The 21,396-nt window shown below is 39.3% G+C and carries 22 protein-coding genes; 9 read left to right on the forward strand and 13 right to left on the reverse strand.

What is annotated here, in order from left to right; all coding sequences use genetic code 11:
* The first annotated feature begins 25 nt into the window (after positions 1 to 25).
* From BM375_RS13415 to trxA, 6 genes are all read left to right on the forward strand, one after another.
* Complete coding sequence (locus BM375_RS13415; RefSeq protein WP_093366789.1) at positions 26 to 673, forward strand: peroxiredoxin; 648 nt, start codon at positions 26 to 28, stop codon at positions 671 to 673.
* Between the two features lie 75 nt (positions 674 to 748).
* On the forward strand, positions 749 to 1,063 hold the full coding sequence (locus BM375_RS13420; protein WP_093366791.1) for a rhodanese-like domain-containing protein: 315 nt from the start codon (positions 749 to 751) through the stop codon (positions 1,061 to 1,063).
* Between the two features lie 43 nt (positions 1,064 to 1,106).
* The gene (locus BM375_RS13425; RefSeq protein ID WP_093366793.1) at positions 1,107 to 1,478 is read left to right on the forward strand and encodes a rhodanese-like domain-containing protein; all 372 of its coding nucleotides are present in this window, start codon (positions 1,107 to 1,109) and stop codon (positions 1,476 to 1,478) included.
* A gap of 11 nt (positions 1,479 to 1,489) precedes the next feature.
* Positions 1,490 to 1,726, forward strand: a complete 237-nt coding sequence (locus BM375_RS13430; RefSeq protein ID WP_093366794.1) for a hypothetical protein — start codon at positions 1,490 to 1,492, stop codon at positions 1,724 to 1,726.
* Positions 1,726 to 1,929 carry a DUF6132 family protein gene (locus BM375_RS13435; protein ID WP_093366796.1) on the forward strand — a complete coding sequence of 68 codons (204 nt, stop codon included), beginning with the start codon at positions 1,726 to 1,728 and terminating at the stop codon, positions 1,927 to 1,929. Before BM375_RS13430 ends, BM375_RS13435 begins: the two co-directional genes overlap by 1 nt.
* A gap of 4 nt (positions 1,930 to 1,933) precedes the next feature.
* Positions 1,934 to 2,227: a thioredoxin gene (gene trxA, locus BM375_RS13440; RefSeq protein ID WP_093366797.1), complete on the forward strand. Its 294-nt coding sequence runs from the start codon at positions 1,934 to 1,936 to the stop codon at positions 2,225 to 2,227.
* Between the two features lie 42 nt (positions 2,228 to 2,269).
* Here the strand turns inward: trxA and BM375_RS13445 are convergent, their stop codons facing one another.
* From BM375_RS13445 to BM375_RS13460, 4 genes are read right to left on the reverse strand one after another with little or no spacing between them, the layout of a single operon-like run.
* On the reverse strand, positions 2,270 to 2,830 hold the full coding sequence (locus BM375_RS13445; RefSeq protein ID WP_093366799.1) for a TlpA family protein disulfide reductase: 561 nt from the start codon (positions 2,828 to 2,830) through the stop codon (positions 2,270 to 2,272).
* A gap of 22 nt (positions 2,831 to 2,852) precedes the next feature.
* Positions 2,853 to 4,457 (reverse strand): bifunctional metallophosphatase/5'-nucleotidase, encoded by a 1,605-nt coding sequence (locus BM375_RS13450; RefSeq protein WP_093366800.1) that lies wholly within the window; start codon positions 4,455 to 4,457, stop codon positions 2,853 to 2,855.
* 7 nt (positions 4,458 to 4,464) lie between these two features.
* Positions 4,465 to 4,905 carry a DsrE family protein gene (locus BM375_RS13455; protein WP_093366802.1) on the reverse strand — a complete coding sequence of 147 codons (441 nt, stop codon included), beginning with the start codon at positions 4,903 to 4,905 and terminating at the stop codon, positions 4,465 to 4,467.
* A gap of 19 nt (positions 4,906 to 4,924) precedes the next feature.
* Positions 4,925 to 5,332 (reverse strand): DoxX family protein, encoded by a 408-nt coding sequence (locus BM375_RS13460; RefSeq protein WP_093366803.1) that lies wholly within the window; start codon positions 5,330 to 5,332, stop codon positions 4,925 to 4,927.
* A gap of 539 nt (positions 5,333 to 5,871) precedes the next feature.
* On the opposite strand from BM375_RS13460, the gene BM375_RS13470 reads away from it, so the two are divergent.
* Positions 5,872 to 6,423 (forward strand): Tll0287-like domain-containing protein, encoded by a 552-nt coding sequence (locus tag BM375_RS13470; RefSeq protein ID WP_170852669.1) that lies wholly within the window; start codon positions 5,872 to 5,874, stop codon positions 6,421 to 6,423.
* Positions 6,424 to 6,736: 313 nt separating this feature from the next.
* Complete coding sequence (locus tag BM375_RS13475) at positions 6,737 to 7,564, forward strand: RteC domain-containing protein (protein WP_093366808.1); 828 nt, start codon at positions 6,737 to 6,739, stop codon at positions 7,562 to 7,564.
* On the opposite strand, the gene BM375_RS13480 is transcribed toward BM375_RS13475, so the two are convergent.
* The 3 genes from BM375_RS13480 to BM375_RS13490 form a co-directional block, all read right to left on the reverse strand.
* Positions 7,565 to 12,994, reverse strand: coding sequence for an N-6 DNA methylase (locus BM375_RS13480; RefSeq protein WP_093366809.1), 5,430 nt, complete (start codon positions 12,992 to 12,994; stop codon positions 7,565 to 7,567). It abuts the gene before it with no gap.
* Positions 12,981 to 13,418, reverse strand: a complete 438-nt coding sequence (locus tag BM375_RS13485; protein ID WP_093366811.1) for a DUF1896 domain-containing protein — start codon at positions 13,416 to 13,418, stop codon at positions 12,981 to 12,983. Before BM375_RS13485 ends, BM375_RS13480 begins: the two co-directional genes overlap by 14 nt.
* A gap of 114 nt (positions 13,419 to 13,532) precedes the next feature.
* Complete coding sequence (locus BM375_RS13490; RefSeq protein ID WP_093366812.1) at positions 13,533 to 14,108, reverse strand: MT-A70 family methyltransferase; 576 nt, start codon at positions 14,106 to 14,108, stop codon at positions 13,533 to 13,535.
* 176 nt (positions 14,109 to 14,284) lie between these two features.
* On the opposite strand from BM375_RS13490, the gene BM375_RS13495 reads away from it, so the two are divergent.
* Positions 14,285 to 14,461, forward strand: a complete 177-nt coding sequence (locus tag BM375_RS13495) for a histone H1 (protein WP_093366814.1) — start codon at positions 14,285 to 14,287, stop codon at positions 14,459 to 14,461.
* A gap of 40 nt (positions 14,462 to 14,501) precedes the next feature.
* On the opposite strand, the gene BM375_RS13500 is transcribed toward BM375_RS13495, so the two are convergent.
* The 6 genes from BM375_RS13500 to BM375_RS13525 form a co-directional block, all read right to left on the reverse strand.
* Entirely contained in the window at positions 14,502 to 15,383 is an 882-nt protein-coding gene (locus BM375_RS13500) for an ORF6N domain-containing protein (RefSeq protein WP_093366815.1), read from the reverse strand.
* The gene (locus BM375_RS13505) at positions 15,373 to 17,466 is read right to left on the reverse strand and encodes a type IA DNA topoisomerase (RefSeq protein ID WP_093366817.1); all 2,094 of its coding nucleotides are present in this window, start codon (positions 17,464 to 17,466) and stop codon (positions 15,373 to 15,375) included. The genes BM375_RS13500 and BM375_RS13505 overlap by 11 nt, the downstream gene beginning before the upstream one ends.
* A gap of 2 nt (positions 17,467 to 17,468) precedes the next feature.
* On the reverse strand, positions 17,469 to 18,920 hold the full coding sequence (locus tag BM375_RS13510; protein ID WP_093366818.1) for a DUF3945 domain-containing protein: 1,452 nt from the start codon (positions 18,918 to 18,920) through the stop codon (positions 17,469 to 17,471).
* A 98-nt stretch (positions 18,921 to 19,018) separates the two neighbouring features.
* The gene (locus tag BM375_RS13515) at positions 19,019 to 19,312 is read right to left on the reverse strand and encodes a helix-turn-helix domain-containing protein (RefSeq protein ID WP_093366820.1); all 294 of its coding nucleotides are present in this window, start codon (positions 19,310 to 19,312) and stop codon (positions 19,019 to 19,021) included.
* A 274-nt stretch (positions 19,313 to 19,586) separates the two neighbouring features.
* Positions 19,587 to 20,432 (reverse strand): RteC domain-containing protein, encoded by an 846-nt coding sequence (locus BM375_RS13520; protein WP_093366821.1) that lies wholly within the window; start codon positions 20,430 to 20,432, stop codon positions 19,587 to 19,589.
* Between the two features lie 572 nt (positions 20,433 to 21,004).
* Positions 21,005 to 21,396 (reverse strand): tyrosine-type recombinase/integrase (locus BM375_RS13525; protein WP_170852670.1); only part of this gene is annotated, 392 nt, incomplete at its 5' end.

Below are 21,396 nucleotides of genomic sequence, written 5' to 3' on the forward strand. Positions count from 1 at the left end.
TAAATAATATTAAAATTCTAAAAAAATGGAAAATCAAGTAAATACAATGCCAAGAATTGGCGATATGGCACCCGATTTTGAAGCGGTGACTACAACAGGAAATTTAAAATTTTCAGAATACAACAAAGGAAGCTGGGTGATTTTATTCTCACACCCTGCCGATTTCACACCGGTTTGTACCACCGAAATGACGGGATTTGCGAACGAAGGCGATTTCTTTGAAAAGCACAATACCAAATTGATGGGATTAAGCATTGACAGTATCCATTCGCATATTGCGTGGGTAAATGCCGTTGATGAAAAAACTGGCGTTTTGTTCAACTTTCCGATCATTGCAGATTTGGATATGAAAGTAGCAAAACTATACGGAATGTTGCAACCGGGTGAAAGTGAAACTGCTGCGGTTCGTGCCGTATTTATTATCGACCCGACCGGAAAAATCCGTTTGATAATGTATTATCCATTGAATGTAGGACGTAATATGGAAGAAATTAAACGTGCTTTATTAGCCCTTCAAACTTCAGACGAATATAAAGTGGCAATGCCATTGAACTGGCAGCCAGGCGATAAAGTAATCGTAGGAGCTCCAAAAACATTGGAAGGGTTGAAAGAACGTAAAGCCGACACAAGTTTAGAGCAAGTGGATTGGTATCTGGCTAAAAAATCAATTTAAAATAAACAGGAAAGAAGATTGGCTTTAAGGACTTTATCGTAAAAGCCAATCTTCTTCTAAAATATTATTTCAATTATGTTAGAAATATTAAACAACCTTTCACCGGATAAAATATCAGACAAAGAATATCTGTTTTTGGTGGATGTACGAACTCCTGAAGAATTTAATTCGGGAAGTGTTGACGGTGCTGTAAACATACCATTAAGCGTATTGGAAAAAGAGTTTTCGCAGTTCAAGAATCACGAAAATATTGTTGTTTTTTGCCGAAGCGGAGCAAGAAGCGGAAATGCACAAATAATCCTGCAACAACACGGATTTGAAAATGTAGTGAACGGTGGTCCGTGGCAAAATGTACAGCAAGCCTTGGATGAAATATTGCAGAAAAAGTAAATGACACATCACTTTTTCACTCAACGGTATAAATCAAAAAAAGATGCAAAAACAAAGTGTCAAATTCATTCTCATTATTATAATTGGAGTAGTTATGTTAGGAATTTTTAAAAATCTTTTCGGTCAGAAAGACAATACAGAACTAAAAGAAGTACTTGCGGACAATGCCTATTTAGTTGATGTTCGTACACCTTCCGAGTTTGCATCCGGAAGTGTAAAGGGAGCTGTCAACATTCCATTAGACAAAATTTCGGGACAAGTTTCCAAATTCAAAGGAAAGAAAAACATTGTTGTGTTTTGTAGAAGTGGCAACCGGAGTAGTCAGGCAAAAAGTATTTTAGAAAAAAACGGTTTTAAAAACGTTGTCAATGGTGGTACCTGGCAAAATGTTAACTCGTTAATTTCTAATAATTAAAAAGCAGACAAATGAAAAACTATTTAAGAGGCTGGAACTTCATGCGGATTATCCGTCTGGTTTTGGGAATTGTGATCATCGTTCAAGGCATTCAGGCACAGCAATGGATGCTTGTTGTCTTAGGTGGATTATTTACACTAATGCCACTGTTTAATATTGGCTGTTGCGGTGCTGCTGGATGCAACACAACATATTCTACAAGCAAAGCCAAAAATACGGAAGACATCACCTATGAAGAAGTAAAATAATGATGATGCAGACATTTATAAAAAAGAACCTTTTAACCATCATTGGCGTACCATTAGGTGCCATAGCAGGATTTCTCTATTGGAAGTTCGTTGGTTGTAATACAGGTACTTGTGCCATAACATCAAACCCTGTAAACAGTACCATATATGGTTCGGTTATGGGCGGACTTATATTTTCAATGTTCAAAAAAGATAAAAAATAACAAAATGACATTTCAGGAAATCATTAATCAAGACAAACCCGTGTTGGTCGATTTTTTCGCCACGTGGTGTGGCCCCTGCAAAATGCAGGCTCCTATTTTAGAAGAACTCAAGCAGCGGGTCGGCGACACTGCCAGTATCATAAAAATTGATGTAGATCAAAATCAACAAGTTGCTGCTCAATACCAAGTCCGAAGTGTCCCGACACTGGCTATTTTTAGAAACGGAAAGATAAAATGGCGACAGTCAGGGGTTTTCCCTGCAAATGAATTGGAAAGATTAATTAAAGAAAATCTGTAAAAAAAAGCCGAAGATGTGAGTATCTTCGGCTTTTTTCACTTGTTACTCCTCTATGAGTTGTTTTAACGCATTGACGATTTCCGGCTTCGAATAATCCCTTCCGCCTTCAATCCTTGCCGCAATAGCACCTTTCTTATCCAGTATGACGGTTGTAGGTATCGCTCCACTTAGAAATTCTTTTGGGATTTCACTGTGGGGAATATATACCGGAAGGTTAAATTCTCGTTTGTCCATAAAAGCTTGTGATTTTTTATGTTTTCCATCTACATCCACCATCAGGAAGATGATATTTTCATTTTCGCCAAACTTCGCTTTCAGTTCGTTGATGGACGGCATTTCTGCAATACAGGGCGGACACCAGGTTGCCCAAAAGTTAATAAAGACAACTTTACCCTTTAGATCGTTTAATACAACTACATTTCCGTTTCCGTCCTGAAATGTAATACCTTTTTCAACATCATTATCCGTTTTTTCGGCAACAATATCTGTTTGTTGCCCCGTTTTTTCGTTATGTCTTCCTTCAATATTGGAACAACCTGTGAGAATGGCTGTAGATAGGACTAAATGAAATGCAAGCATATAATTTTTTTTTGTTCTGTTCATTATTTTTAGTTTACCGCTTATACTATCGAAATTTATACCCTGTTTCCGCCATTTGAGAGAAAGCATTTGTGCCTAAATCTACCGCAATTGAACGTCCGTCCAGTACAGGATTTACTGTTCCTTTTACCTTTAAATATTCTTCTACGGCATCGTGCAAAGTATAATCTTTAATCTCAACATTTTTACCGTTTGGCATACGGCATAACACGTGCAAAGGCTCTCCGGTACGGTTACACGAAGCCATTTTATAGGTTTTACCGAGATCCATCGGTTTGCCTTGAATGGTTACTTCCAGCACACGTTCGCCCATTTCTTTGGAACTGTCAAATTTTAAGGTCATGCCCGAAAAGCGAACCAGCCATCCGCCAAAACGTTTGGACGGATCCTTGGCAAATACATTGTTGATTTCCTTTTCTAACCAGTCTTTGATTTGCTGACCGGTCACTTCACCGATTTTCATGTGTTCGTCCACAGGCAGCATCCGCCATAGATCCTCTTTGGTAATCGCCTTTTTACCATTTTCATCAGGAACAATCGGCACACCAAAACGAAAACCATTGGACGTAGCAAAATCTGCACCTGATTTCCAAAGCAAGGCATCGGTAATCATATTGTCCATGGGGTTTTCAACCACTAAGTAGCGGTACATCGGTGTCGAAGTATAGCCCAATATCCGTTGCATATCTTCTTTGTAGGGAGCCAACGACTGATCGACCAATTGCTGTACTTCGGTATTTGCGGGATATTTCTCCGGGTCAACTTCCATCAGTTCGTAATCGTAACCAACAATTTTCTTGTCTTTAATTTTCAAATCCAATTTACCTACAAACGAACCAAAAGCTCCGGGCTCTACCACCGTTGTAAATTTACCTTTTATCGGTTTTCGGATGCGTTCGTGCGTATCGTTTCCAAAAATGAAATCCACGCCTTTTACCGCAGGATTATTTGCCAATAAAACCTGTTTCGAAATACCAATATGTGCCACCAAAAAGAGCAAATCTACTTTTTGGGTTTCTTTTAGCTCTTTGATGAGTTCTTTCAAGTTGTTTTCAACTTCAGTAAATTTCAACCCTTTACTAAAACCCGGGTTTTGTCGTATCGGAACTTCCGGGTCATTATAGGCAATGAACCCCATTTTAACCCCTTTCTTTTCGGTAATCCAATAGGGAGGAAAAATCGGTTTTTCGTCCGCTTCGTGATACATATTCGATACGATGACATTAGTTTTGTAACCGTTCATCACGTCGAGCATTACCTGCTTGCCATAGATAACTTCCCAGTTGCCCGGAATCAGTAAATCGTAATTCATAGCCTGAATGAGGGAAGGAAATATTTTCCCTTCAGAATGGACACTTTCTCCGCTTCCTTGTATCAAATCACCGCCGTCTATAAAGATTGTTCCATCGGGATTTTCCTGGCGTACCGATTCCACCAAAGATTTAATATTGGCTAATCCACCGGTATTTCTGAAAACGATGGAATCATTTTCAACGAATAATTCCGAATGTGGATTCAGGTAAGCGTGTATATCGGCAGTTTGCAGAATGGTAATCATTTCTTCTTTATGGTTGTCGCTACAAGATAGCATCGCTATTGAGCTGAATAATATTGCTAATTTTCTCATCATGATTAGTTTAAAGAGTTATGGTTTTAAATCCTAATTCCTGCAAGCCAAAAAGGTATGTGAAACCATTGGGAGTAGTTAGGATTGAAGGCTGATATTGCGATTTTTTGACACCTAATTTTTCCATTGCAAACTCGCAAACAACGATTTTAACGCCTGTTTTTTGAGCTTTTTCAATGAATGGTTTTAAGTCTTCTTTTTCAGCTAAATCTTTTACGACTTCCCCGATAAGCACGATTTCAAACTGGATGCCTGTATTTTTCGTTTTGTATTCTTCGCCCGTCATGACCGATACCATAAAGTGCTTCGAATTTTGAACTAAAAGGGCATATTTTCCATCTTTTTTGATGGCATTTTCAACTTGAGATGTGGTAAGGTTTTGTGCTTTTACATCGTTAAAAAGTGTGATTCCTAAAAGGAATAAAGCAATGATGATGATTTGTTTTTTCATTTTATTTTGATTTTAAATGTTATTGATTGTAAAGACTATATGGTTTTGGGTTGTTGAGGATAAAAAACAACAATCCCCCGAAAAGTGCTATATTTTTCCAGAGTGGGCCGTGTAGAATGCCATTTCCCATTTGTATGGTTATTGTAATTGGAATGAGCGTAAGAAATAAGATAACGGCAGACCAACGGGTAAATACGCCCAACAGGAAAGTAATTCCGAAAATATGGAGTACATACCCCGATATAATCCCTAATACATGTGGATCGCCAAACATAGATGCAAAGCTACTGTAAGGAGCATTTTGAATACGTTGGGTTACTCCTTCGGGGTTTAACAGATGTGATACACCTGCAACGATAAATATACCGCTGAGTGTAATACGCAACAACAAAACGGATAATCCATTTATTTGAATTTGTTTGTCCATAGATAATTCTGATTTAATAAATACTAATCGAAACTGATGCTGTTTAAAACAGCAGATTCATCAGGGTATCAAATCAAGAATTGTTGGTTTCGGATATGTGTGGGAATTTTTTCTTTATAGAAATGGTAATTATCTATAATCGGAGCAATGAAATCTGCTGTTATGATGCTCTCATGCGCATATAAGGAAGAATATGGGAATGCAGCTTTGCGGAATGTTTGGCTTTTTTGTTTCTTATTGGATTCTGAATATACGGAACAGAAAGAAGTGCACCCTATTTTGGGAGAATTACTGTTTGTAGATTGGGTGCTTTCAGGTCGAAATTGTTGCTTCAGATCTCTTTTTACAGAACATGGAATAGCCATTACAATCGTTAGCAAAACGATCACAATTTGGCGATATGTCTTTAGAAACTGAAACATAATCAATTAAACACAGTTTAAAGTTGCAACAAAAATAACAAGATCATATTCATTGGTTTGTAACCAATGTTACATATTAAAAGTTTAGGGTAAATTATCTTTGAAAGAAAGAGAACAGTGAATTTGAGAATAGCGACTTTATTACTGCCATTTATAGTGGCTTCCTGTAAGCAAGCTACACAGAATGAAAAACAAATTTCTGCCTTAAAAAGGCAGGCTGATTCCATTGCAACAGTATCTCAAATGATTTTATTGCAAAACGTAGCTGGAGCCATACAAAAAGGAGGAATAGATTACGCGGTTGAATTTTGCAACATTCAGGCAATGCCACTCACAGACAGCATTGCTGAGGGTCTTAATGTTTACATCCAACGACTAAGCGATAAGAACCGAAATCCCGCTAATGCAATTAAAACACAGGCAGATAGTTTGGCTTGGAAAAAGATTAAATCTAAGAAAGCAGATTTTATCGAGCAGCATAATAATGGGGAGGTATATTATTATAAACCCATTTTAATAGCGATGCCCACTTGTGTCAAATGCCACGGTGGTAAATCTGATATAGCCGAAAGCACACAAAATAGTATTACCCAAAAATATCCCGGCGACAAAGCTGTCAACTACAAAATGGGCGATTTAAGAGGTATGTGGAAAATTAAATTAAAGTAATGACAAATAATATATCTACTTCAAGAAAAATATATTACCGACAATTGGAGTTCATCTTGGAGTTTTGATGGGTTTTCTCTATTGGAAATTCATGTGATTAAGTTCAGTTAGTTATACTATTAATAAAGAAAATTTTTAAGGATACTATACACAACATTTAGCAATGTTCGGGAAAGCGTGTAATACAGAGCATTGCCTATTAGGCTAATATTTGATAAGAACTGAGAAATCAGATTTCATCATAAGAGATTTAGCAATTACATGTCTGAAAAGTTTGTTAAGCAGATTGAAAACCTTATAAAAGAATAAGCCTATGGAGAAATACTATAATGAATGTGTTCAGAATTTAGATTATCAAATTAACGAACTGTCTGTTGAAATCGAAGACCGCATGCAATTAGCACAAGAAGTAATAAAACTTCTGATAAAATGTTTAGCTGACCTAAAACAAGAGGTAATGAAAAGTGGTTTTAAAGATGAGGAAGAAGAAATATATTTCTTTAAAAAGCTAAAACCCATCATACTTTCTAAATTGATTTGTTACAACGCCGTTTTTAAGATTGAGGCTAAAAAGCCGTATGGTGGAAAGAAAGTGTTAGATGAATATTTCAACACTGAATTAACAAAGCTTAAAAGATTTTATGACAACAATAAAGAATTTTATAGTTATTATAGAACAAATAGCTCGTATCTTGACCATAAATATTTTGTACGTGGAAATTATGATATAGTTTTAAGTTTGGACACATTTTATTTTGAAACGGATCACAGTTTTTCCACATCTCACGATTACAAAGTAGCCAAAATTTTAGCGAATGACAGAATACAGGTATTTCTTGAAGAGCAATTAAACAACAATAATATCACAAATAGAACTAACGACGTCTCCTTAACTTGGACAGGAAGTAAAGTAGCTTTAATTGAATTGATATATGGACTAAATGCTCAAGGTGTTCTGAATAATGGAAACGCTGATATTGTTGCTATTGTCAGATTTTTTGAAAGATCCTTTAATGTTGATTTAGGCGATTTTTATCATACGTATATGGAATTGAAATCCAGAAAAATAACCCAAACAAAATTCCTTGACAGTATGCGTGAAGCTCTGATTAAAAAAATGGACGAACAGGATGAGAGATAATTACAGTACACCTCTCGGTAAATGAATACCTTTTGTCCGCACAATACTCTCCGAATTATCAGGGGCATTTTTCTGCTTTTTTTCGGCTTGTTCTTCGGGGTCTCCGTGTGTTTCGGGTTTGATAGAAAGCTGTATTTTCCGTTCAACGGAAGCCAGCTCTGTTTTGAGTTCGCTCAATCGGCTCTCTTTGCTCCACGTACCGTTAAGCACTTCTTGAAGTATAGGTAAATCCTTTTGAATTTCGGTTATTTTCTTTTGCTCCTGTTCGATATAGTTGGGTAGTTTTTCCAATGCGTTGAGGAAATTCATTGATGCCAGCTTCTCATCTTTGGCAATGATACCGTTGTTGTAGGTGTATTTGATATTGCCCTCGCCCTGTATCAGAAAACGGTTTACCCGAATATCCACGCCCTCTTTTTGCGACATTTCGGTTTTGACCAAAAGCTGAAAACCGTAAAGGCTTCCGATTTCTTCATAATCGCCACCTGTGCGGGCTTTGCCCGCCAATTGATTAAGTTTTGCACCGATTTGTTTTATATCCGCATTGGGCGACAATCCATCCAAGCGTACAGGGTTGGCAATCGTACCGTCCGAACGTTTTTGAATTCGCCCTTGCAGATTATTCCAATCGAGGCTCATACGGTCAAAGCGTGATTGGGCTTTGTCTAATTCTGCTGTATAATCTTCCAATTTGTACTTTGCACTATATTTGGAACGATTGAACGCTTGTCGTTCACTTTCCAATCCCGCAATCTGTTTTTCTATTTTAGCTTTGTCCAACAGGTCGGTATTTCCCATAAGGATAGCCACATATTCCGAGAAATTCATTCCCGATTTTTCGTCCATACTGCCCTCGTCAATCGTCCGTTTGCCGAGATTGTTGGATTTCAGTTGGTCAATAAATAGTTGTTTGTTGAACAGCAGATTAAACTTGTAACTGTCCAACGATTTTTCTACTGCATAAATAATAACGTCCACTTTGTTGTTGTTAAAATGTTTAGCAATTTCATTGCCTTTTCGGATAGCCCGACCGTCCCTTTGGGCAAGGTCGGACGGTCGCCACGGCGTATCCAAATGGTGTATGACAACGGCTCTTTTTTGTGCATTAACACCTGTACCGAGCATACTTGTAGAACCGAACAGCACACGGATTGTACCGTCGTTCATTCCCTTGATAAGTGCCTTGCGTTGCTTGTCGTTCTTCGCCTCCTGTATAAATCGGATTTCGTGTGCAGGTATGCTGTGGTCTTCTACGAGTTTGCGTTTGACTTCAGCATATACATTCCATTCGTTGGGCTTGTATGTTCCCAAATCCGAGAACACGAACTGCGTACCTTTTTGTGCGTTGAACTTATTGTAATACTTGGCGATATTATTGGCACAATGCGAAGCCTTGTTGTCGGGATGGTCTTGGTAATGGGGGCTTACCATTCGCATATCAAGCGACATCTTACGGGCGTAATCCGTAGCGATAAGCATTTTTGCCTTTTCCTCTTTTTGGGATAATGGAGCTCTCCCTAATAATTCGCCTTTGCCTGTTTCGGCAAACTTCATCAGCTTTTGGATAAATTCTTCCTGGTTCGGAGTTGGCGGTATGTTATAAAATATCTCGTTCTTTTCGGGGCGGTCAATACCAATCATTTCCGCAGTGCGGTAGTCCGTAATTTCGGAGTAGAATTGAGCCAGTTCCGGCACTTTGATAAAATAACGGAAACGTTCTTTTGCTACGATATTGTTAGCCACTGAAAACTCATAATCAGTCGTTTTCTTGGCATAGATTGCCGCCCATGCATCAAAAGAATTAATACCCTGTTTTTCCAATGCCCGAGGTCGCAGGTACTTAAAAAGCAGGTACAATTCGGTCAGTGAATTACTGATTGTTGTACCTGAAAGGAAAGTTGCTCCCATATCCGCTTGAGTACGTTCCTGTATGGTACGGATAGCAAACAGCAGGTTCAGTGCCTTTTGGCTTCCTTGTTGATTACCCAATCCTGCCACTCTCGAATGCCTTGTATTAAACATCAGATTTTTGAATTGATGACTTTCATCAATAAATAAGTGGTCAATACCCATCATTTTGAAATCCACAATATCATCTTTGCGGTTTTCAATATCGTGTTGCAGGGTTTTGAGCTTGACTTCAAGATTTTCCTTTTGTTTTTCCGCTCCTTTGAGCATCCATTGGGTTATTTCATCGACCTGACTTCGCATCACATCAAGGTTTTCCTCCACAGTATCCAATTCGTCTTGGAGAATTTGTTTTTGTATTTCGGGCGACTGGGGTATCATTCCGAATTGGTCGTGCGTGAGTATCACACAATCCCATTCGTTATTTTTAATATCTCCAAAAATCCGCAGGCGTTTTTCAGGCGTAAAATCATCAATGCCCGGATAGAGGATTTTGGCGTGGGGATAAGCAGTGCGGTAAGCTTCAGCTATTTCCGGAATATTGGCTTTCAATCCGATAATCATCGGTTTATGAGCCATTCCCAAACGCTTCATTTCCTGTGCGGCAGTACACATAATCAAGGTCTTTCCTGCACCTACCTCGTGGTCGCAGATAGCACCGTTATTCAGCTTAATCATCCAGACAGCATCCTTTTGACTTGAATACAAGTCTTCAATACCTAAGCCCTTGCGATCCAATCCCGGAAACTTCTGATGTGAGCCATCATAGTCCGGTCGCACAAAACAATTAAAGGTGTCGTTGTATTGGTCCGTCAGTCTTGTTTTGAAAGCATCATTCTGGGCGTGAAGCCACTCGGTAAAGGCAGTGCGTATTTCATCAATCTTGGTATTCGCCATTTGTATGGCTTCCATATCCCGCATTTTGACATCTTTGCCATCTATGTGTATTGTTTTGGAAATATCGGGCGTAGTGTTGACAAGGGCGTGTTTGAGCAGGGCAATTCCGTCATACGTCCTGCTTTGTGCTTTTACCGCATACTTGTCCCAAATGTGTACATTCTTTTGCTTACAGGTTACGGAAAAGTCATCAGCACTATCAGCATAATGGATATTGACTTCCGCGTCGAACAAATGTGATGCAAACCGTGCATAAATGCCTGTGGGTATCCAACGTTCGCCGAGATTAAAATCAAGTTCCTCAAATTCAATCCGTCTTGGTCTTGCTTCCTCTAATACGGAAAGGCTTTCTTTGGCTTGGGCATCATAGGGATTGTTTTCGAAGTAGGTTTTGATTTCGTTTGCTTTCTCCACGACATTGCCCGAAATCCAACGTTCAGCTATTTCATATTCCTTTTTTAATGGATTATAGAAAATACGCCCGTGTAAGGCTTCTTTCAGCGTATCAGCAGGCATACCACTGATTTCGGACATATAGTTCAGATCCACGCTTCCGTATTTGTTAAGCGATGCGGATAAGGCTTCTTCGGGATTGTCGGTTGCTATGGTTCCTGTGGAAAAACTTACAGGGCGGTTGAATATATCTGCCTTATGGATTACACCACCGACAACACGCTCCAAATAAGGCATTTCTTTACCAGCATTATCCGTTTTGATGAGCTTGATATTGTCTGCACTGTTGAGGTTTCCGTACCTTTTGACAAAGGCATCGTAAAGACAGTTAAGGGTTTCCCTTTCGTCTTTGTGTTCGGTTTGAAGCTCCGCTTCTTTGATATAGAGCTGTTGGTAAATATCACGCACCCCGATATAGGCTTCAGCTCTTGCTTTCTGTAAGGGCGATAGTTGTAAAGGGTGGAAAACTGCCGTACCGTCTGCGGTATCTACATCTTGCAGATGTCCGACCCAACCGTTATCTACGACAAGGCAGTCTTTTCGGTGGAACGATTGCAATTCGCCACTATACGGAGCAGGTTCGGGAATGGTGTTAATGTCAATGTTGGGAACGGCAGGCGTTTCCGCTTGGCCATTCCCGTTTGCCTGTGAAAACAAATCGCCAATAACTTCCTGTTTTTTGCCGTTTATTTGAGTTGTTCCGTTCGTAGTTCCGTTAGGATTTGGCGGCGTAGAAGGTTGTCGCATCGCACCACCGAACAGGTCAGTTTGACGACCTATTGTACCCCGTCTTTTTTTAGCGGTTTGTCTTTTGGCTTGCGTGGTTTTTTTGGGTGGAGCAATTACCATTACAGGTTCGCCCGCATTTTCAAACAGGTCAAAAATACTTAACTGTTTCAGTTCCTGCGGACTTTCCGGAATTGGTGCAGGTTTTGGCTTTTGCTGAATGATTACAGGCTCAACAACCTGAGGTGTTACCTTTGGCTCACTTGGAATTTGGAGGACAGGCTCATCGTTGCGTTCGCCTTTGTATAAATCCAAATTCAGATGCTTTCCAAAATCTTCGGAAAGCATTTGCTTCAAGTCTTTGGCAATGCCACCGGCACCGTCTTTATGAGTATAGATGATTGCAGGTTTTCCATAAGGGTCGGTATCAATTTTACGGTCGGTATGGATTACTCTTGAACCATTCTGAAAGAAAGCGTTACTTGGCGTATTGTACTTGGTCTGTTTGCTTTGGCAAAACAGTTCTTCCGTTTCGGTCAGACCTTGTTTTGCTGTGTTCTTTTGCAGGATAATCAAATCACTTCCGACCTCCGTCCCTGCATATTCCGTAAAGAGGTCGTTGGGCAAACGGACAACCGAAACCAAATTGTTGTTCTCCATTAACGACCTGCGTATCGGCTCATTCTTCGGGCTGTTCAGAACACCTTGCGAAGTAATGAACGCCTGCAAACCGCCCTCACGGAGCATATCATTTCCTTTCAGAAAGAAGTAATTATGAATGCTTCGGGAAGCCTGTACTTTTGCATTATCCTTACTTCGGGAAAAGGACAAATCGAATACAGAGGTGTCGCCAAACGGAATGTTACTTGCAACAACATCATAGCCGTTTTGTTCCTTTTCAGGTACTTCCTCAAAACCGCTTATGCGGATATTACTTTCGGGATAAAGGTGTTTTAAAACTTTACCTGTCAACAAATCCTTTTCGTATGCAGTAACTTTGGGTTGTTGGTTTTCGGAAAAGGATTGTATAAATGAGCCGATACCTGCGGAAGGCTCAAGGAATTTCTGAATATTTACACCACTTTCACGCAAGGCTGATGAAATGGCATCAATGACCTGTGGCGGAGTATAAAAAGCCGTAAGTACCGAACTTTTCATACTATCCACGTATCGGCGGTATTGCTTGTCGTCCGTAGAGTTTTCTTTGAGCAGTTTGTGGAGTTCCTGCGTAATGGGGAATAAATCGTGGTCATTTTTCCTCCAATTATTGATGTCTATATTGTCCGTAATAGGGTTGAGAACGAATTTAAGACCACCAAATCCGCTATATTGCATCAATGACAGTCTTTCGCTTACGGTGGCTTGCCGTTTCTCCTTTTCCAATGTAAAAGCAATCCGCAAGGCATCAATATTCTGTCGGAGGTGTTGCTTTTTACTGAAGCCCATTTTCCTCTATCCATATTGCGATTGCTCCAATCAGTTCGGTGTAGAGCAGGTCAAACTCATAACCGTATGCGAAATCATCGGTTAGTGTATATTTTGAAAAAACAGGCTCGCAGACAGGGAACATTTTAAGGGCGAACGGTCGCAATTCCTCATCTGCCATCAGGGTATCAAACTCATTGCAGACCACTTGAAAAACTGTGTCAAACTTGGAGAAATGCAAGCCCTCAAAGAGTATGTAATTGGCTATCTCGTTGCATTGTTCAATTGGGTTTCCTGCCCTAAAAGCACCCTCATAGGCATTGGAAGCCCACGATGAACGTTGGTCGATAAATTTTTGGTCGTGTGCCTTTTCGGGGAAGCTACTGTTTAACAGTTCCTGCAATCGTAATCTGAAATACGATAGGTTTTTTTGCTGTGTACTCATACTATAATTTTGTTTAGAATTTTACTGAAAGCCTAAAATTATAGCGGTACATCAGTGCCTTTGCATAAGTGGCAGCGTTTGGCGTTGAGAGGCAGGATTTGGCGGAATAATTCTTTAAGGTATCTCAATGGAATTATCAACTTCATTGCCGAAAACATCCCATCCCTCAAATATATTTTCGGATGAGCCTTGCCTTGCAAACAGTTCCAGTCTGTCCACTTCACCAAACAAACGAACTATACGTTTTCTGATTTCATCGGGTTTCTCTGAATGTTTTCCACGGGAGGATATAAGCACCTGAGGAACATCCCTTGCTTGACGGGTAATCGCTTTCCCTTTGGTAAACAGCAGGACTATTTCAGCATTAGCCCTTGTATAATAACCCATTCCTGCAAAAGTTTTGTCGTTGCTCTTATTCGTTTTCACCCACGTAAATGCAACAGTCTTATAGGTAAATCCCCAGGACTTTCCGAGTTCCAATGCCTGTTCCAAACAAGGGAAAGTAGCCCACATAAGAAGAACACAATCGGGTTTACACAGTGTTTGGATTTTCATTCCTTTTAGAAATTCCCCACTCTGGGTTAGATAGTGATTTTCGGCACTGCGTCCAGCGCCTTTCTTGCTCCATACTTTAAAATGCCATGGAGGGTCAGCGTAGATTATGTCATATTTTTTTCGATTTACAGTCATCACAATTGGATTTTAAAAGTTCATTTTTTTTGTGATGACTAAAGTATTATGCAGAAGGAAAGGATATATAAAAGTGGCAGGGTTTGGCTTTGAGAGGTAGGATTTGGCTTATTAGTATATCTTATAAGGCAGAAAAATGTATTTTTGTGCTTTACAAGTTTTAATTCACTATCATAATGAACGGACTAATTGAAAAAATCAACGCAAGCTATGAAGCATTAAAAGCTGATGCAGAATTACAATCAGAAAAGGGAAACAAAGCGGCAGGAACACGAGCACGCAAGGCTTCTCTTGAATTGGAGAAACTTTTAAAAGAGTTCAGAAAGGCATCTTTGGAAGCATCTAAAGGTTAAAAAAGCACAAAACCCTCTGGAAATTCGGAGGGTTTTGCTTTTATGTAGTGGTCAATATTTGAAGCATTCTAGCGACCTCAATATCCATTCGTGAAAAGGCAAACCATTTCTTACCCAAGTCTTTGAGTGATGCTCCGATATGGTACAGTTCCGTACGATCAATAATCAAAAATCGGTCGTGGGCATCGGAGAAAATATCTACTTCGATAGACGGATATTGACTATTGTAGCGTTGCAGGTCTAACCGTAACTGATTGCTGATGCTTTTGGTGAAGATAGTAGCGGTTACATTGGTATTACGTTTTCCCAATAAGGTCAGTACCGTATCGTCCACGTAATTGTCAAGCAGAATAATAGAGCTTTTGGCATTTCGGATAATATCCGAAACAAAGGTATAGGCGTCAAATACCTGACCGTTGTAGAAAATACCTTTTTCGGCGTGGAGCTTGTTGCTTTCAAGAGCCTTAAATATTTCCTCAAATTTTTGGTCGGCTTGTAATTGTTTCAGTTCTATATTGTCCAAACGATGAAACAGCGAAGCGTTGCTGATGAGCATTTTTCGCATTTTTACAAAGGCTTCCATAATCTCAACGCTGATTTTAACAGCTATATCTGAACGGAGAATAGCAGAAGCCATCGCAACTCCCATATCCGAAAAAACGTAGGGGAGGTAACGTCTTCCACCGTAGTTTAAACTTGAGGTTCCAATTTGGAACCTCAAGTTTTCAACCTCATCTTCGGTCAGTTGAAAGCAGAAAGAAACAGGAAACCTGTTGATATTCCGCTTTACGGCTTTATTAAGGTTCTTTGTTTCCACCTGATAAAGCGTAGCGAGGTCGCTGTCCAGCATCACTTGTTTGCCACGTATGGTATAAATCAGGTTTCTGATTTCTTGTGGTACAATAGTCGGTTTATTTTCCATTGCGTTTGTAGCTTTTGCTTTTCTCAAATTCAAAGGAGCTTTCGGCTTGTTCATTCAGCACGATGTAAGCATCGAATTTCTTACCTGCCTTACTTTTCATTCCTTTGATAAGCGAAGTTTTACCTTTATTGACAAGGTTTTCAATATCGGCTATACCGATGTGTACACCGCACACATTGCGGAACTGTACCCAACTGCAAACCTCGTCAGGACATTTGACAATTTTATCCCTGATAATCAGATGATGGCTCTTGCATTTCGGACAAACTAATTTAGGCAGGTTGCTTTGGGCAATGGAGGTTTGCAACAGTTCATTGGTAATCGTTGAAGCATAGGTTTCCATTTCCTTTTGAAATGTACCTGCATCAGCTTCGTTGTTTTCGATTTTCTGTAAAGCCAATTCCCATTCGGCAGTCATTGCCACATCTGCAATTTTTAGGTCTTTGACCAATTCATACACTTGCAATCCTTTTTCAGTCGGGATTAAGGATTTCTTTTCCCTTTGGATATAATTTCGGGTAAACAGGGTTTCAATAATGGAAGCTCTTGTAGCCGGAGTACCAATACCGATGTTTTGCAAGGCTTTCCGTTCTTCTTCGTTTTCGATTTCCTTACCAGCGGTTTCCATAGCCGACAATAGTCCGGCTTCGGTATAAAGTACAGGCGGTTTGGTTTTCTTCTCCGAAACAGTAGCTTCCTTGATTTTGAGTTCATTGCCTTTTTTCAGTTCAGGCAAATCCTGTACGGGTTCGGTATCATCACCGGAAAAATTACCTTTGATCCCACGCCAGCCCGCTTCGATAATCTTACAGCCTTTCAGCGTAAAATCGTAGTGCGATACTTCCAAAGCAACATTGGTTATCTCTTTGGTACAGGCTTGTGAAAGGGCTTCGAGCAAGCGAAAGGCAATCATATCATATACCTCATTTTCCTTTGCGTTCAGGGCTGACGGGATTTTATCCGTAATCAACAATCCGTGATGGTCGGTAACACGCAAATCGTTTACGATACGTTTATTGAAACGCCCCCATTTCATTTTTGACAAGGCTTTTTTACAAGTTTCCCTGTTTTTCAAAGCCCTCACGAGATTGGGGATTTCAGCCCACATATCTTCGGGAATGTATTTGCTCCCTGTCCGTGGGTAAGTGATAAATTTCTTTTCATACAGGCTTTGGGCAATATTGAGAGTTTCTTCGGCTGAAAGGTTGAGCTTCTTGTTAGCTTCCTTTTGCAATCCTGTGAGGTCAAACAGTAAGGGCGGTTGCTCCGTTACGTTTTTATTTTCTATTGATGTAACCGTTGCCGTTCCGATGCGTTGAACGGATTTCAGCGTATTATCAGCGAGTTTTTGGTCTTCCCATTTGCTTTTTGAAATGCTTTTGAAGTAAATATCTTCTTTGTGATGCAATAACTGTATCTGCCAATATTTCTTTACCGAGAAATTTTTATTTTCGAGATAGCGTTTGCAAATCAAAGCCAAGGTAGGCGTTTGAACTCTGCCGAGCGAATAAATACCATTGCCCGCGGAAATGCTCAACGCTTGTGTGGCATTGATACCCACAAGCCAATCGGCACGGCTTCTGCCTTGTGCAGACTGGTACAGCCCGTCAAATTCTTTTCCGTCTTTCAAGTTCTCAAAGCCCTGTTTAATGGCTTTTTCGGTAAGCGAACTTATCCAAAGTCGTTCAACGGGTTTATTACACTTTAGGTATTCATAAATGTATCGGAATATCAATTCGCCCTCTCGACCAGCATCGGTAGCTACAATAATGCTGTCACTTTTATTGAATAGTTCTTTGATAATTTTCAGTTGCTTTAATGCTCCTGTATCGGCGGTATAGCCTTTGTCTTTTTTGACCTTGCGGACGATCAATAAAAAAGGGTTTGGCAATATCGGCAGTGATGCCTTGTCAAACCCCGAAATGCCGTAATCTTCGGGCATTCCTAATCCAATTAAATGACCGAACGCCCACGTAACAAAATAGCCGTTGCCTGTCAGGTAGCCGTCCTTTTTATCGAAAGCTCCTAACAGGCTTGCTATTTCCCTCGCTACGCTTGGTTTTTCTGCAATGATTGTTTTCATAATTAACTAACTTTTCTACCTTTTGATTTTGCAGGCTTGTTTTGTTGCTCCTGTTGTTTTTCGTTTTTCGGTCTTTGTTGCCCCGACTTCAAAGGCTCTTTGATGTTTTTGGTCGCTTCGTTGGTCTTGCCCTGCGAATTGACCGCAGTTTGCGTTTTGTGGGCTTCTGTAGGTTGCATTCTTTCTTTGTATTGATTTGGAAACTCAAAACCTGTTTTTCCTGTGTCTTTGTTGAACGTGATGTAACCATTGTACGTTTGTCCTTTCTTATCGACCAACCCTGCCATATACACAGTTTGACCCGCTTTGAAGTTATTGTATTGCTCATCGGACAGCTCTTTTCCACGAAATGTTTTTGGAGCTTCCTGCGGTTGGCTCTGCTGATTTTTTTGTTGGTTATTTTGCTTTTGTCCGTTATTGTTGCTACGGTCAAACAAAAACTCGGGGTAACGTTTTTCGGCATTGTACTGTACCGTTGCCGAGAACTCCGTACCTTTTGTGGAAATCATACCCTCCAATTTGAGCGGTTTGCCCTTCATTAAAGTTTGCTTTTGTTCATCATTCAGCTTTACACCTTTAATTTCATCAGGAATTTTAATGAAATCCGTTCGCAGTGCAATTACATCATTGGTAAGCCTGTCAATACTTATAATAGACGGCATTAGTTCGCCTGTTTTAGAATTGATTAAATTAACCACACGCCCCATATTGCCTGTTTCGAGCAGGTTTTTCTTGTCTTCATCTGTAAACTTGTGTCCGAAGAATTCAAAGTGCAGATTAGGTTCTTTTTTGATACCGTGTATTGCTACGATAACATTGCCGTCTTCGCCTTGCTGTAAAGACAGACGGGCATCTGTGCGGAGGATAGATCCTCCGAGATTAATGCCTATCGGTATAAGCTCATTGGTTTTGTAACCTCTTAACAAAGGGTCGAGCAGATTTCTTTTTTCGAGATATTCCTTGCTCAATCCGAGATTTTTCATTGTGTCCCAATCAATCTGCTCCGGCTTATAGCGGTAATCGCTTGTTTCCTGTGTTGTTTGTGCTGTTGCCATATCATTTTTATTTTCTTGTTTATTATTCTCTTGTGTATCGGGTTTTACTTCGTGTTCTTTCATCACTTTTTCGCCCTCCGGTGTGGGCTTATCAACCTGTTTCTGCATTTCCTTTGCCTTTTCGATAGCTTCGGATTCTCCTACTTTAAAAAATGAAAAGTTGGTTGGGTTTTTCAACTGACTGAAAAAGTTGGAGAAGAAATTGGTAAATAAATCGCCGTGTTTGTCTACACGCATAAACTGATTTTGGTTCTTTTTCGTTGGTTCTACGGTTTCCATTTTTCCGTTTTCGTCAATGCTCTTTACGGCTTGGATTTTCATTTTTTCTTTATCCAGCACTAACAATATGTCCGATAACTGTTCGGGCATTTCCTGTTTGTTTGTTGTTTCTTCACTCATAATCTGAAAAATTTAAAGTTCATCGTCGAAAGTAAAGGAAGCGTTCACTGCATTGCCAGATGTGGCACTCAAAGGTAGTATTTGGCACTTAGTGGCGCTTATTTCTTTGGAGGCGGATTAAAGCTATCCCTGATAAACTGATGCACATCGGATAGTTTATAATACAGTTTTCCACTTATCGTATAATAAGGTAGCTTGCCAATGGAGCGATACCGTTGCAGGGAGCGGTTGCTGATTTTTAGCATTTGGAGCAAATCCTGATTGTCCAACAATTCTTCGCCGTCTATGCTGTTTCGTTTCTTTTGCAAATCGTCTATATTGTCGCCCAACATATCAAGGCGACTCATTAAACGTTCCATCCACGCCAGAAATTCCATTCTGTTAATATTCATGAGTATATACTTTAATGGTTATTACTTTTTGTACAGTTCCTTAATCTTGTTTGTACAAAATTGAATATTGTGGTAGCGATTGTCTGCCAAGCTTTGCCAATTGAAAAGGTTGTTTTTTATTTTTTGGTAGATTGCTAAATCTCTTGTATTAGGAGGGTTTGTGAATATTGAGTGCGATTATGTATTGTAAAAGGTAAGTATTGCCAATTGGCAGATATGGGTAAAAAAAAAGCAGCGCATCAAATGCACTGCCTCAAAAAGATTTTTATTTTAGCTAAAGGTCTTTGTCCATATATTCTTCGAGGGATAGTTTGAGTTGATCTAGAAAAGAAGTCCTTGACCCGGCACGCGTTTTCATCCGATGAAACGCATGATGTAGATCACCTAAAGGAACGCGAAAAAGTACCTGAAATAACAGGCTTACTTTTCGAATACCGATTTTGCCATGGGAAATAGCTCCAGAAGCATAAAGCGCATAGACTAATTCAATAAGTGCATTTTTACTATCCGTCCAAAATATGTCCTTAGAATTCTCTAGCTTCTGAATAATCATATCGGGATTTTCTTCTGGATTGATTTTCGTCAAGAGGTATGTATAAAGTAATTCATTGGAAATGATTCGGGCGACTTTGAAGTCAAAGAAAGTAGAGAACTCCGGATCAATCTCAAATACAATACTGTTCAATCCATCATGGTAGTTTATGTTTCCCCGTTTAAAAAAGATACCATCTTTGTCTGTTCTTCCAGATTGATAGTATCTGTAAAAGTCCGAATTGCAGATATGTTCAATATATTCACGTTTTAGGTTTGCTAACTGAGTGGAGAAATAACCATAATACATCTCTCCATTGTTAACAGGACATGAAGTTTCGATCCGATAGACCTTGTTGTAATAAATTAATTTTCCAAGTATTTGGGGCTTTATGGTACGGAAGAAATGTATTTCTTCGGCGTCGTTACTAAACCCTTGTTCGGTTATGAGCTTCTTGACCGAAAAAATCAGATTCTGAAGGTACAAGGTCATTTCGTATGCCTCATCAATAAATCGTTTACCCTGAGATAGAATCTTTTCCTCCTGGTTGTGAATCTCTAAAATAATATTCTGTAAAGAGTATTCCATAATAAATGATTTTTAAGCGGAATACTGGTTTTTAGGCAAATATTCCTCAATTGAATCACAAACTTTATAAATACAAATGAATAAATCCCCCAAGGTGGGTCGAACTTGGGGGATTTTGTTTAAAGTCTCAATGCCAGAAATTTAGAATAATACGAGAGTGAGATAGGCTCACTTGAGCTAAACTACCTAAATTTATAATAAATAACATATATAGCTACTTCAAAGTTTTAAGAAAGTTCGAACCATTTATTTTATTTAAGTTCCAATATTTAATTTACTTTCTTCTTTCTTGCTTAAACATCTTACGTATAACCACTTATGGTTATGTGTTGTTAACTAATTTCTTCAAATCCTCCAAAAAATGGTTCGAAAATTGTACTGGGAGGACGACAAAAGCCACTGATTATCAGTGGCTTTTTCTATTTTTGGACATATTTCGGACAAATTATATCTGAATATTGATTATTCAATAACCTAAGCAAAGTTAAGTTAAGCTAGAAGAATAACCCTTCTTAAAGAATGATTGGAGCATAATGCTTGTTTCTATAGAGCGTGAAAAGTTCATCTTATTCTTATAAAAAATCAAGAGGGCTAGGAGTCTTTTGCTTGTCTATGTCAGTGATATGAGCGTAGATCATAGTCGTTTTTATATTTTCATGACCCAATAACTCTTTTACAATTCGGATATCGATACCTGATTGGATTAAATGTGTGGCATAAGAATGTCGCAATGTATGTACAGAGCCTTCCGACTGAACATTTGCTTTGACCAATGCTTTTTTCAGAATCAACTGTACACTTCGTTCGCTATACTTGCCACCCTTCTCACCTTCGAAGAGGTACTCCTTTGGCTTGAATGCTTGATAATAATGTCTCAAAGTCGCCAGCAATTTGTCTGGTAATGATACAATCCGATCTTTATTACCTTTGCTTTGATGGATTCTGATAATTCCATCTGAAGATT

The organism is Sphingobacterium wenxiniae (assembly GCF_900116225.1).
GTDB lineage: Bacteria > Bacteroidota > Bacteroidia > Sphingobacteriales > Sphingobacteriaceae > Sphingobacterium > Sphingobacterium wenxiniae.

Excerpts from the sequence above, each read along its gene's own strand:
- BM375_RS13415 (WP_093366789.1), top strand. The coding sequence starts at position 26 with ATGGAAAATCAAGTAAATACAATGCCAAGAATTGGCGATATGGCACCC.
- BM375_RS13420 (WP_093366791.1), top strand. The coding sequence starts at position 749 with ATGTTAGAAATATTAAACAACCTTTCACCGGATAAAATATCAGACAAA.
- BM375_RS13425 (WP_093366793.1), top strand. The coding sequence starts at position 1,107 with ATGCAAAAACAAAGTGTCAAATTCATTCTCATTATTATAATTGGAGTA.
- BM375_RS13430 (WP_093366794.1), top strand. The coding sequence starts at position 1,490 with ATGAAAAACTATTTAAGAGGCTGGAACTTCATGCGGATTATCCGTCTG.
- BM375_RS13435 (WP_093366796.1), top strand. The coding sequence starts at position 1,726 with ATGATGATGCAGACATTTATAAAAAAGAACCTTTTAACCATCATTGGC.
- trxA (WP_093366797.1), top strand. The coding sequence starts at position 1,934 with ATGACATTTCAGGAAATCATTAATCAAGACAAACCCGTGTTGGTCGAT.
- BM375_RS13445 (WP_093366799.1), bottom strand. The coding sequence starts at position 2,830 with ATGAACAGAACAAAAAAAAATTATATGCTTGCATTTCATTTAGTCCTA.
- BM375_RS13450 (WP_093366800.1), bottom strand. The coding sequence starts at position 4,457 with ATGATGAGAAAATTAGCAATATTATTCAGCTCAATAGCGATGCTATCT.
- BM375_RS13455 (WP_093366802.1), bottom strand. The coding sequence starts at position 4,905 with ATGAAAAAACAAATCATCATCATTGCTTTATTCCTTTTAGGAATCACA.
- BM375_RS13460 (WP_093366803.1), bottom strand. The coding sequence starts at position 5,332 with ATGGACAAACAAATTCAAATAAATGGATTATCCGTTTTGTTGTTGCGT.
- BM375_RS13475 (WP_093366808.1), top strand. The coding sequence starts at position 6,737 with ATGGAGAAATACTATAATGAATGTGTTCAGAATTTAGATTATCAAATT.
- BM375_RS13480 (WP_093366809.1), bottom strand. The coding sequence starts at position 12,994 with ATGGGCTTCAGTAAAAAGCAACACCTCCGACAGAATATTGATGCCTTG.
- BM375_RS13485 (WP_093366811.1), bottom strand. The coding sequence starts at position 13,418 with ATGAGTACACAGCAAAAAAACCTATCGTATTTCAGATTACGATTGCAG.
- BM375_RS13490 (WP_093366812.1), bottom strand. The coding sequence starts at position 14,108 with ATGACTGTAAATCGAAAAAAATATGACATAATCTACGCTGACCCTCCA.
- BM375_RS13495 (WP_093366814.1), top strand. The coding sequence starts at position 14,285 with ATGAACGGACTAATTGAAAAAATCAACGCAAGCTATGAAGCATTAAAA.
- BM375_RS13500 (WP_093366815.1), bottom strand. The coding sequence starts at position 15,383 with ATGGAAAATAAACCGACTATTGTACCACAAGAAATCAGAAACCTGATT.
- BM375_RS13505 (WP_093366817.1), bottom strand. The coding sequence starts at position 17,466 with ATGAAAACAATCATTGCAGAAAAACCAAGCGTAGCGAGGGAAATAGCA.
- BM375_RS13510 (WP_093366818.1), bottom strand. The coding sequence starts at position 18,920 with ATGAGTGAAGAAACAACAAACAAACAGGAAATGCCCGAACAGTTATCG.
- BM375_RS13515 (WP_093366820.1), bottom strand. The coding sequence starts at position 19,312 with ATGAATATTAACAGAATGGAATTTCTGGCGTGGATGGAACGTTTAATG.
- BM375_RS13520 (WP_093366821.1), bottom strand. The coding sequence starts at position 20,432 with ATGGAATACTCTTTACAGAATATTATTTTAGAGATTCACAACCAGGAG.